The sequence below is a fragment of the Micromonospora sp. HM134 genome (assembly GCF_007833915.1).
GTDB lineage: Bacteria > Actinomycetota > Actinomycetes > Mycobacteriales > Micromonosporaceae > Micromonospora > Micromonospora wenchangensis.
Map to the genome: position 1 here is coordinate 3,293,726 of NZ_CP041061.1, position 10,859 is coordinate 3,304,584.

General features: G+C 73.8%; 10 protein-coding genes. 8 read left to right on the forward strand and 2 right to left on the reverse strand.

Annotation, left to right across the window (positions count from 1 at the left end; translation table 11 throughout):
- Positions 1-5: 5 nt before the first annotated feature.
- Genes FJK98_RS14170 through FJK98_RS14185 form a run of 6 tightly spaced genes read left to right on the forward strand, consistent with a single transcriptional unit; the run spans position 6 to position 4,609 of the window.
- Positions 6-1,295, forward strand: a complete 1,290-nt coding sequence (locus FJK98_RS14170) for an ATP-grasp domain-containing protein (RefSeq protein ID WP_145919433.1) — start codon at positions 6-8, stop codon at positions 1,293-1,295.
- Positions 1,296-1,640: a hypothetical protein gene (locus FJK98_RS33595; RefSeq protein ID WP_205789447.1), complete on the forward strand. Its 345-nt coding sequence runs from the start codon at positions 1,296-1,298 to the stop codon at positions 1,638-1,640.
- Entirely contained in the window at positions 1,640-2,557 is a 918-nt protein-coding gene (locus FJK98_RS14175; protein ID WP_205789448.1) for an acetyl-CoA carboxylase biotin carboxylase subunit family protein, read from the forward strand. Before FJK98_RS33595 ends, FJK98_RS14175 begins: the two co-directional genes overlap by 1 nt.
- Complete coding sequence (locus FJK98_RS33210) at positions 2,554-3,243, forward strand: MFS transporter (RefSeq protein ID WP_168222464.1); 690 nt, start codon at positions 2,554-2,556, stop codon at positions 3,241-3,243. Before FJK98_RS14175 ends, FJK98_RS33210 begins: the two co-directional genes overlap by 4 nt.
- A complete protein-coding gene (locus FJK98_RS14180; RefSeq protein WP_168222465.1) occupies positions 3,165-3,938 on the forward strand; it encodes an MFS transporter in 774 nt (257 codons plus the stop codon). The genes FJK98_RS33210 and FJK98_RS14180 overlap by 79 nt, the downstream gene beginning before the upstream one ends.
- Positions 3,938-4,609 (forward strand): TRM11 family methyltransferase, encoded by a 672-nt coding sequence (locus FJK98_RS14185; RefSeq protein WP_145919435.1) that lies wholly within the window; start codon positions 3,938-3,940, stop codon positions 4,607-4,609. The genes FJK98_RS14180 and FJK98_RS14185 overlap by 1 nt, the downstream gene beginning before the upstream one ends.
- A gap of 7 nt (positions 4,610-4,616) precedes the next feature.
- Here the strand turns inward: FJK98_RS14185 and FJK98_RS14190 are convergent, their stop codons facing one another.
- Positions 4,617-6,191, reverse strand: coding sequence for a class I adenylate-forming enzyme family protein (locus tag FJK98_RS14190; RefSeq protein WP_145919436.1), 1,575 nt, complete (start codon positions 6,189-6,191; stop codon positions 4,617-4,619).
- Positions 6,181-7,725, reverse strand: a complete 1,545-nt coding sequence (locus FJK98_RS14195; protein ID WP_145919437.1) for an NAD(P)-binding domain-containing protein — start codon at positions 7,723-7,725, stop codon at positions 6,181-6,183. Before FJK98_RS14195 ends, FJK98_RS14190 begins: the two co-directional genes overlap by 11 nt.
- 63 nt (positions 7,726-7,788) lie before the next feature.
- On the opposite strand from FJK98_RS14195, the gene FJK98_RS14200 reads away from it, so the two are divergent.
- Positions 7,789-9,306, forward strand: a complete 1,518-nt coding sequence (locus FJK98_RS14200) for an aromatic amino acid ammonia-lyase (RefSeq protein ID WP_145919438.1) — start codon at positions 7,789-7,791, stop codon at positions 9,304-9,306.
- Positions 9,296-10,858 (forward strand): NAD(P)-binding domain-containing protein, encoded by a 1,563-nt coding sequence (locus FJK98_RS14205; protein WP_145919439.1) that lies wholly within the window; start codon positions 9,296-9,298, stop codon positions 10,856-10,858. Before FJK98_RS14200 ends, FJK98_RS14205 begins: the two co-directional genes overlap by 11 nt.
- Position 10,859 lies beyond the last annotated feature (1 nt).

Sequence of the window (10,859 nt, forward strand, 5' to 3'; positions counted from 1 at the left end):
GTCCCGTGAGGACACTGCTTGTCGTCGGTGGCGTCGACGACACCGCCGTCGCGGCGAAGGAACTCGGTCTGCGGGTGCTGCTGCTCCAGCACCCCACCAAGATCACCGAACGGCAGCGGCAGGTGGCCGACGTCGTGGAGGTGCTGGACTACACCGACTGGACGCTGACCGCGCCGGTCGTGACCCGGCTGCACCAGCGGTGGCGCATCGACCAGGTGGTGTCGCTGACCGAGCCGGGCCTGGACATCGCGGCCCGCGCCCGTGACCTGCTCGGCCTCGACGGCACCACGTACCCGGTGTCCCGCCGGTTCCGGGACAAGCTGGCCATGCGCCGCCACCTGGTACGCCGCGACGCCGAGGCGGTCGCGGCGGCGCCCCTGCGCGACTTCGACGACCTGCACGCCTTCGGCCTGCGGCACGGGTACCCGTTCGTGGTGAAGCCGACCGCCGCCACCGCCAGCATCGGGGTGTTCCGGGTCGACGACCCGTCCGGGCACGAGGCCGTGTGGGAGCAGGTGTGCCGGTTGCGGGGCACCCGCACCGACCGGGTGTCCACCCTGCTGGTGCTCGACGACTTCCTGATGGAGGAGTACGTCCACGGCCGGGAGTTCAGCGTCGAGACGTTCAGCTTCGCCGGCCGGCACGTGGTCGTCACGATCACCGAGAAGATGACCGACCCGGGCCACTTCGCCGAACTCGGCCACGCCGTGCCGGCCCGGCTGACCGAGGACGCCTGGGACCGGGTCGGCGAGTGCGTCGGCACCTTCCTCGACCACCTGGGCTTCACCGACGGCCCCTGCCACACCGAGGTCCGCCTCAGCGGCACCCGGGCCCGCATCATCGAGAGCCACCACCGCTACGGTGGCGACGCCATCCCCGAACTGGTCCGCGCGGTCTACGGCATCGACCTGGACCGGCTCGCCGTCGGCTGGCCGTTCCGCCTGGTCGACCCGTTGCCGGACAGCCCCGCGCCCCGGGGTGCGGGCTGCGTGCGTGCCGTCGTCGGCCCGCCCGGCCGGGTGCTGTCCGTCGAGGGGGTGCAGGAGGCGGCCGGCCAGCCCGACGTGCTGGCGGTCCGGATCAGCGCCCGGCCCGGCGACGAGGTGCGCCCGCTGCGGGACAACTGGGACCGGCTCGGCCTGGTCGCCGTCACCGGCCCCACCGTCGCCGCCGCCGCCGAGCGGGGCGCCCGGATCGTCGACGAGTTCATCCGCATCCGCATCCGCGACGACCGGGGTGCGGTGCACCTCGCCCGGGTCGCCGAGGTGCACCAGCTGACCGGGGCGGTGGGGTAGGTGAGCGTGCTGATCCTGCACCGCAATCCGCTGGAGCCGTTCCCGTACCGGGACTGGCTGGCCGACCACGACCAGCCGGCGGTGGTGCTCGCCGCCCGCGACAAGATCGAGTCCTTCGGCGAGCAGGTCCCGACCGACACCCTGGGCCTGGCCCACCTGGAGGTGCTCGACCACTACGACCGGGACGTGGCGGCCCGCGCCACCGCGCTCGCCGCCCGCCACCGGCCCCGGCACGTCGTCGCCCTGCACGAGGCGGACCTGGAACTCGCCGCCGACCTGCGGGCACGCTGGGGGCTGCCGGGCCCCGGCCCGCCGACATCCGGCCGTTCCGCGACAAGCTGCTGATGAAGCGCCGGGCGGCTGCCGCCGGCATCGAGGTCGCCCCGCACACCCTGGCGGCCACGGCGGAGCAGGTACGGGCGTTCGCGGCCGACCACGGGTACCCGGTGGTGCTCAAGCAGCGGGCCGGCTACAACTCCGTCGGGTTGCGCATCGTCCGCTCCGCCGGGGAGCTGCGCACCCACCTGGACGAGCTGTACCGGGACGGCGACCGCGACGACCTCCTCGTCGAGCGGTTCGTGCCCGGCCGGATGTGCCACGTCGACGGGTTCGTCCGGGCCGGCCGCACCGTGCTGGCCTGGCCGTCGCAGTACCAGTACGACCTCGCCTCGTTCGGCAGCGACCCCGGCCCGCGTATCGACGTCACCCTCGACCCGGACGACCCGCTCACCGGGCGGCTGCTCGACCTCGTCGACCGGGTGCTGGCCGCCCTCACCCGCTCACCCGGCGGGCTCACCGACCACGCCTTCCACGCGGAGGTGTTCCACACCCCCGACGACCGGCTCGTGCTCTGCGAGATCGCCTGCCGCAGCGGCGGGGCGAAGATCCGCGAGGTGTTCGAGGTGATGTTCGGTGTCAACCTGGCGGAGGCGGAGCTGCGTACCCAGTTGGGGCTGCCCGTACCGGCGCTGGACCGGCCCGCCGGCGACGCCCGCCCGCGACCGCGCAGCATGTCCGGCCAGCTGCTGATGATGAAACGTCCCGGACTGGTCCGTACGGTGCCCACCCCGCCGACCGAGCCCTGGGTCCGCCGGTTCTGGTGCTGGGCCCGACCCGGGCAGGTGATCCCCCCGGCCGCCGGGTCGGCCGACTTCCTCACCGCCGCCGTCGCCGCCGCCCCGACCCGGGCCGAGTGCGAGGCGCGGCTACGCCGGCTCGGCGACCGGGTCGCCGCGCAGATCCAGATCGGGGAGGCGTCGTGACCGGCCGGGGAGTCCAGGCCCGCTACATGGCGGCGATGGTGATCGACGCCACCGGCAGCGGCATGTACCTGCCGCTGTCGCTGATCTACTTCCAGCACAGCACCGGCCTGTCCGTGGGACGGGTCGGCGCGATCGTCAGCGCGGCGGCGGTGCTCGGCCTGATCGCCAACCCGCTGACCGGGGTGCTCGTCGACCGGTTCGGCGCGCGGGCCGTGGTGGTGGGCGGCTACCTGCTGCGCGCCGCCGCCTTCGCCTGCTATCCGCTGGTCGACTCGGCGGGGCCGCTGTTCCTGGCGGTGCTGGTGGTGGCGTTCGGCGACGTGTCGTTCTCCCCGTCGGTGCACTCGCTGGTCGCCGAGATCGCCAGCGGCAGCGCCCGGGACAAGCTGATCGCCGCGCAACGGAGCCTGCGCAACGCCGGCCTCGGCGCGGGCGGCCTGCTCGCCGGGGCGGCCCTCACGGTGCGGGCCGACCAGGCGTTCACCGTGATCGTGCTGACCAGCGCCGTCGCCTTCACCGTCGCGGCCGGGCTGATCCGCGCGATCCCCGTGCACCGCCGGCCCGGCGTCGGCACCCCCGGGCGGCGCGGGGCCGGGGCTACCGGCTGGTGGCCCGTAACCGCCCGTTCCTCGCCCTCACCCTGCTCAACGTGCCGACCGCGTTCGGCTACATGGTGCTGGCGGTGAGCCTGCCCGTCTACGTCACCCTGCACCTGGGGCAGCCGGCCTCGCTCGTCGGCGCGCTCTACGCGGTGAACACCATCGGCATCGCGGTGGCGCAGATCCCGGTCACCCGGGCGTTGACCCGGTTCCGCCGGTCGCGGGCCGTGGCGGCCGGGGCCGGCGTGTTCGGGCTGTCGTTCGTGTCGTTCGCGGTGCTCGGCGCGACGGCCGGCGGCGCGGTCCTGCTGGCCGGTGTGTTCGCCGCGACCGCGCTGTTCACCGTCGGGGAACTCCTGCACGGGGCGACCGCGTCCGCGCTGGTGGTCAACGCGGCCCCCGAGCAGACCCGGGGCCGGCACCTCGCCGTCTACCAACTGTCCTGGGCGGTGCCGGGCGCGTTGGCGCCGGCGGTGCTGACCGCGCTGCTGTCGCTGTCGCCGACCGGGATGTGGCTCGTGCTGGCGGCCGGTGTGGTGGTGTCGGCGGTCGGCGTGCTGCGCCTCGAACCCCACCTGCCCCCGGCGGCGGTCCGACCGTCGCCCCCGCCGGAGGCGACCGGGCCCACCCCGCCGTCATCCGGGGACACCGGACCCCACGGCGACCCCGCCACCGACCCGCCCGGCGGTCCGACCGCCGCCGACCCGCCCGGTGGCGCACCCGCCGCCGGTTCCTCCGACGGTCGCGACGCCGACCTCGTACGAGTCAGGGAGAGTCACTGATGGGAGTTGCCAGCTGGGTGGTCCTCACCGGCGACGATCCGCGGCACGCGCCGCCGGCCGCCGCCGGCCAGTGCGGCTGGGTGAGTCAGATCGCCCCCCTGATCACCGAGTTCAGCAGGCCGGGGGACCTGGTGTTCGACCCGTTCGCCGGCTGGGGGACCAGCCTCGTGGCGGCCTCGGTCACCGGCCGGCGCGGCATCGGCCTGGAGATCTCCCCGGACCGGGCCAAGCAGGCGGCGCACCGCCTGGAGGCGTACCCCGACCAGGTGATGATCTGCGGCGACGCGCGCCGGCCCCCGGTGCCCGACCGCAGCGTCGACTTCCTCGTCACCGACCTGCCCTACTTCGGCACCGCGCTCGACGCCGACTCCCCGGTCGACGGCCAGTTCTACGCGCTGCGCGACTACTCCGCCTACCTGACCGCCCTCGACCACGCCTTCCACGCGCTGGCCCGGGTGCTCAAGCGGGGCGCGTACGCGGTCGTCGCGGTGCAGAACCGGCGGGTCGCCGACCGGTTCGTGCCGCTGGCGTGGGACGTCGGCCGGGTGCTGGGCGGTCACCTCACCCTCGGCGACGAGCGCATCCACCTCTACCCGCGCCCGGTCACCGACGGGGACCCGATGGTCAACAACCGGGCGCACGAGTACCTGCTCGTCGCGCGGAAACGGTAGCCGCCGCTCAGGAACCGACGCCCACGCCCAGGGCACGCTTGTCCGGCTTGCCGCTCGGCCCCACCGGCACCCCGGCGATCACCTCGACGGTCGTCGGGACGGCGGCCGCGCCCAGGGCCGCCGCGACCCGGGCGCGCAACCGGCCGACGTCCACCGGGCACCCGGCCGCCGGCACCACGTACGCGTGCACCGCCTCGCCGGTGACGTCGTCGGGACGGCTGACCACGTACGCCTCGGCGACGGCGGGGTCGGCGGCGAGCACCCGCTCGATCGGGCCGGCGTACACCAGGTTGGCGTTGACGATGATCACGTCCCGCACCCGGCCGGACAGGTGCAGGTAGCCGTCGGTGTCCAACCGGGCCAGGTCGCGGGTGCGTACCCAGCCGTCGGTGAACACCTCGGCGGTCTCGGCCGGGTCGCCCCAGTAGGCGCCGGCCTGCGCCGGGGTCCGGACGAAGAGTTCGCCCTCGGTCGCCGGCCGGCCGTCGGCGTCCCGGACGGACAGGTCGACCACCTCGGGCGCACGCCCGACCGAGGCGAGCCGGCCCGGGTCGGCCAGCAGCTCGGCCGGGGTGACCATCGAGATCATCCCGGTCTCGGTCTGGCCGTAGCCGTGGAAGACGACCGGGCCGAGCACGTCGAGCGCCTCGGCGAGCCGGGACGCGGTGAGCGGGGAACCGGAGACCACGAGCGCCCGCAGGCTGCCCAGGTCGACCGGGTCGGCGCGCTGGTCGCGGACGAGCTGGTGCAGCTTGCCGACGGTGATCACGCTCGCGGTGGCCCGGTGCCGGGCGATCATGCCGGGGAAACCGGGCGGGCGGGCGGCGACCAGGGTGCCCCCGGCGGCCAGGGTGAGGATGCCGTACTCCAGCATCACCTGGCTGGCCAGCGAGCCGAAGACCAGGTAGCGCCCCAGCCGGGGGGCGAGCTCGGCGATCGCCGGTGGCCACCGGTCGGGGTGGGCCGCCCAGGCCGCGCTCATCGCCGCGTACGTCTGGGCGCAGCCCTTGGGGTTGCCGGTGCTGCCGCTGGTCCAGGTGATCCGGGCGACGTCGCCGGGCCGGCCGGCGGCGACCAGCGGGCTACCGTCGTCGCGGGTCCCGGCCAGGGTGGCGAGCCGGGCGTCGTCGACGAGCAGCACGTCGTCGCTGGCGAGCAGCCGGTCGAGTTGCGCCGGGGTCAGCTCCGGCCGGATGCCGGACACCCGCGCGCCGACGGTGAACGCGGCGAGGACGCCGGCGAGCGCCTCCGGGGTGACCCCGATCCGCAACGCCACCCCGCTGCCCGGTCCGATGCCGGCGGCGCGCAGGCCGCTGGCGGTCCGCCGGACCAGGTCCGCCAGCTCGGCAGCGCCGACGATCCGGTCGCCGTCCTCGAAGACCGGCCGGTCGCCACCGGTGGTGAGCAACCGCAGCACGGGCTGCGGCCACAGCTCACCACCGGCGGCGGCCCCGGACCGGTCGCGGTCCGCCGACCCGCGACCGGTCCGGTCGTGCCCGCCGTGCCGGCCGGGCTCCGTCGCGCGGCGGTCGGCGTGGTGGTGCTCCGCCGCGCGACGGCCGTCGTCGTGCTCAGCCCGCATCGGACAGGACGCCCTTGAGGAACAGCGCCAGCGGCTGCTGGTGCACGCCGGGCAGGTCCCAGTTGTTCTCCAGGTTCTCGGCGAGGTGGTGGGTGGCGACGACCTGCCCACCCCGGTGCACCCGGACGACGGGGTGCAGGTAGCTGGCGTCGTGGGCACGCTCGGCGTCGTTCTCGGCGATCCGGGGGACGGTGATGTCGAACGGGTCGACCTGGTCGTGGTCCGGGCCGTACTCCAGGGTGGTCACCACGGCGAACGGCGCGGGGCCCAGGCCCCCGTCGTGCAGGTGGGCCACCGGCACCTCCTCGTGGTAGCGCGCGACGCCGTCGGCGATCACGACGACGTCGCCGAGGACGCCGAACTGCTGCCACAGCGCGGAGGTGCGGTTGATCCGGGCGATGATCGCGTCGGTGATCGCCTCGGGGGTGACGTCCAGTGTGGTGGACGGCCACGGCGTGCCGTGGTGCCGGGCGTTCAGCATCCGGTGCAGGGCGCGTACGCCGTACCGGAAGCCGTGGATGAAGCCGTTGGTGGAGCGCTTGAAGTCGCGCTGCTGGGTGAGGGTGCCGGCGAAGTACAGGCCGGGCACGTTCACCGACTCGAAGCCGGAGGTCTGCTCGGGGAAACGGTCGTTGATGACCAGCTTGGGCCGCGCCGACGGGGCGAAGATGTCCGCGTCGAACCGGAAGCCGGTGCACAGGATGATCCGGTCGTAGTCGAGCTGCCGCAGTGACTCGCGGGTGCGGGCGTACCGGAAGTCGATCCGGTAGCCGCCGTCGTCGCGGCGGGCGATCCGCTCGACGGTGCCGTCGAGGACCGCGTTCTGCGACTTGAGCTGGTAGGTGTCGAGGAAGTTGTTGTTCACCGCGCGCAGGTGCCCGACGTAGTGCGTCTGCCAGGCCAGCCGGATCGAGTGCGGGCCGGCGACGTGGATGACGGCGGCGGTTTCGACCAGGGCGTCGGCGGTCTCGAAGGCCGAGTTGCCCTTGCCGATGATCAGGACCCGCTGGTTGGTGAAGTCGTCCGGGTCGACGCTGACGGTGTCGTAGCGTTCGGCGAGGTCGACGCCCTCGATCGGCGGGACGTACAGCTGGGAGACGCCGGTGGCCACGACGACCCGGCGGGCGGTCAGGGTGTCGTCGCCGGCCGCGACGGTGAACAGGTCGCCGTCGCGGGCGATCCGGGTGACCCGGGTGTCGTAGCGGACCCGCAGCCCGTCGGCGAAGGCGGCGAGGTAGCGCACCATGTCGTCGGCGTCGGGGAAGTAGCGCCGGCTGAAGTTCCGGAACAGCAGCGCCGGATCGTCGGTGAGCAGCGAGTTCCAGTCGGAACGCAGGTTGAACTCCGGATCGTCGGAACCGGTCCAGACCTTGTTGATGGAGATCAACTGGCGGTGCCGCGGGTAGCGGCCGAAGAACGTGCCCGGCGCCGGTCCGGCCTCCAGCACCAGATGGTCGCGGCCGTCGCGCTCCAGCAGGGCGGCGAGTTGGAGCCCGGCCGGCCCGGCTCCGATGATCACGTAGTCGAGCGTCATGCGGCGCACCGTATCGGCCCGATTTCAAAGCGTTCTGAGAATCGCTCTCTAGGGTCCCGTCGCATGACGACAGAGGTTGATCTCGCGGCGCCGCTGCGGATCGCCGACCTGAGCGCCGCGCGTGACCCGGTCCGGGTCGTGGTCGGGCCGCAGGTCCGCGACCGGGTCACCCGCACCCGCACCTTCCTGTCCGAGGTGCTCGGCGAGGACCGCGCGGTGTACGGCAGCACCACCGGCTTCGGCGCTCTCGTCGGGTACGCCGGCCGCGCCGACCTGCGCGACCAGGCCGACAACACCCTCGCCCACCTCGGCGCGGGCCAGGGCCCGGATCTCGCCCCCGGGATCGTCCGGGCGACCGTGCTGGTCCGGGCCTGGTCGCTGGCCCGGGGCGCGTCGGGGGTGTCCCCGCACGTCGTCGACGCGTTGGCGGCGATGCTCGGCACCACCTTCGTGCCGGCGGTGCCGCGGTGGGGTTCGGTGGGCGCGAGCGGCGACCTGATCCCGTTGGGCGCGGTGGCCCAGGCGCTGCGCGGTCGCGGCCACGCCTACCTCGACGGGGTACGCCTGCCGGCGGCGCAGGCGCTGGAGAAGGCCGGCCTGACCCCGTTGCCGCTGGACGGCCGGGACGCCCTGGCCCTGGTCAACGGCACCTCGCTGACCACCGCGGCGACGGCGCTGGCGTTGTCCGCCGTGCGTGCCGCGCACCGGGCGGCGCAGGTGCTCACCTGCCTGCTGGCCGACCTGCTCGGCTGCGACCCGCAGTTCCTCGACGCCCGGCTGCTGCGCGCGTACGGGCATCCGGGGGCGATCGACGTGGGCGCGCGGATGCGGCAGGTCGGCGCGGGGCTGGTCGCGTCGGGCAAGCGCCCGTTGCAGGAGCCGTACAGCATCCGGTGCGCGCCGCAGTTGCTCGGCGCGGCCGAGGACGCGCTGCGCCACGTCGACGGGGTGGTCACCGCCGACCTGGGCAGCGTCAGCGACAACCCGCTGTTCTTCCCCGACGACGACCTCGTGGTGCACGGCGGCAACTTCTTCGGCCAGCCGGCCGCGTTCGCCGCCGACCTGCTGTCGATGGTGGTGGCGCAGGTCGGCAACCTCGTCGAGCGGCAACTCGACCTGCTCGTCGACCCGCACCGCAACGGTGGCCTGCCGCCGATGCTGGCCGCCGGCCCGGGACAGCAGCACGGGCTCCAGGGGGTGCAGTTGGCCTCCACCGCGCTGATCGCCGAGATCCGCCGGGACGCCATGCCGGCGAGCATGCAGAGCCTGCCGACCAACCTGCACAACCAGGACGTCATCCCGCTCGGCACCCAGGCCGCCCTGCGGGTCTTCGACCAGGCCGGGCTGCTGCGGCTGATCGTCGGCTCGCTGGCGCTGGGGCTGCGGCAGGCCGCGTACGTGGGGGCCCGGACGCCCACCGCGCCGGGCTGCGGCGCGGCGCTGGCGGCGCTGGTCGCGGCGATCCCCCCGGTCGATCCGGACCGGCCGCTCGACGGCGACGTCCGGCGGGCCGCCGACGTGATGGACGCACTGGAACTTCCGTTGACCCCTCTCACCCTGGATGGCCGTCGTGACGCTTGACTGTCTGATCATCGGAGCCGGCCCCGCCGGCCTGCAACTGGCCGCCCTGCTCGAGGCCGACGGCCGGCGCGACTACCTGGTGCTGGAGGGCGCGGACATCCCGGGCGCGTTCTTCGCCACCTACCCCCGGCACCGGCAACTGATCTCCATCAACAAGCCGCACACCGGCTCCGACGACCCGGAGTTCAACCTGCGGCTGGACTGGAACTCGCTGCTCGGCGACGACCCGGCGCTGCGGTTCACCAGGTACACCGAGCGGTACTTCCCGGACGCCGACGTGATGGTCCGCTACCTGGCCGACTTCGCCGCGAAGACCGGGGTGAAGGTGCGCTACGGCGCGCGGGTGACCTCGGTGTCCAAGGTGGACGGGGTGTTCGAGGTGCACGCCGGGGAGACCTTCCGGGCCCGCCGGGTGGTCGTCGCCACCGGCGTGTCCCGACCGTACCTGCCGGACATCCCGGGGCTGGAGCTGGCCGAGCAGTACGCGGACATGCCCGTCGACCCGCGCGACTACCTCGACCAGAAGGTGCTGATCATCGGCAAGGGCAACTCCGCGTTCGAGACGGCGGACAACCTGATGGAGACCACCACCCTGATCCACCTGGCCGGGCCCAGCTCGGTGCGGATGGCCTGGCGTACCCACTACGTCGGGCACCTGCGGGCGGTGAACAACAACTTCCTCGACACCTACCAGCTGAAGTCGGCCAACGCGATCCTGGACGGCACGGTCCGGCGGATCACCCGCGACGCCGACGGGTACACGGTGACGTTCGCGTTCTCCCGCGCCGACGAGGTGACCAAGGAACTGCGCTACGACCGGGTGCTCGTCTGCACCGGGTTCGCCTTCGACGCGTCGATCTTCGACGGGTCGTGCCGGCCGGAGCTGGCGATCCGGGACCGCTTCCCGGCCCAGACCGCGCAGTGGGAGTCGGTGAACGTGCCCGACCTGTTCTTCGCCGGCACCATCACCCAGCAGCGGGACTTCAAGCGCTCGACCAACGGGTTCATCCACGGTTTCCGCTACGCCGTACGGGCCCTGCACCGGATCCTCGAACGCCGGTACGGGGACACGCCGTGGCCGGCGGAGAAGCTGGACGCCACCGGGGCGTCGATCGCCGACGCGGTCATCGCCCGGGTCAACCGCACCTCCGCGCTGTGGCAGCAGTTCGACGTCCTCGCCGACGTGGTGACCGTCGCCGACGCCGACGCGCGTTACCACGAGGAGGTGCCGGTGGACTACTTCACCGAGACCGGCCTGCGCACCGCCGACCACGACTACTCCGACGCGTTCGTGGTCACCCTGGAGTACGGCCCGGAGCACGACCAGGTGGACCCGTTCGACGTGACGGTGAAACGGGTCGCCCAGGACGTCGTCGGTCAGGCCCACGACGCGGCCTACCTGCATCCGGTGGTGCGCCACCACCGGGCGGGGCAGGTCGTCGCGACCCACCACCTGGCGGAGAACCTGGAGAACCGGTGGGACCGGCCGCAGGTGCACGTGACGCCGTTGGCCGACTTCGTCGACCGGTGCCTGCGCCGGGCCGGGGACTGAC

Excerpts from the sequence above, each read along its gene's own strand:
- FJK98_RS14175 (WP_205789448.1), top strand. The coding sequence starts at position 1,640 with ATGAAGCGCCGGGCGGCTGCCGCCGGCATCGAGGTCGCCCCGCACACC.
- FJK98_RS14185 (WP_145919435.1), top strand. The coding sequence starts at position 3,938 with ATGGGAGTTGCCAGCTGGGTGGTCCTCACCGGCGACGATCCGCGGCAC.
- FJK98_RS14190 (WP_145919436.1), bottom strand. The coding sequence starts at position 6,191 with ATGCGGGCTGAGCACGACGACGGCCGTCGCGCGGCGGAGCACCACCAC.
- FJK98_RS14195 (WP_145919437.1), bottom strand. The coding sequence starts at position 7,725 with ATGACGCTCGACTACGTGATCATCGGAGCCGGGCCGGCCGGGCTCCAA.
- FJK98_RS14200 (WP_145919438.1), top strand. The coding sequence starts at position 7,789 with ATGACGACAGAGGTTGATCTCGCGGCGCCGCTGCGGATCGCCGACCTG.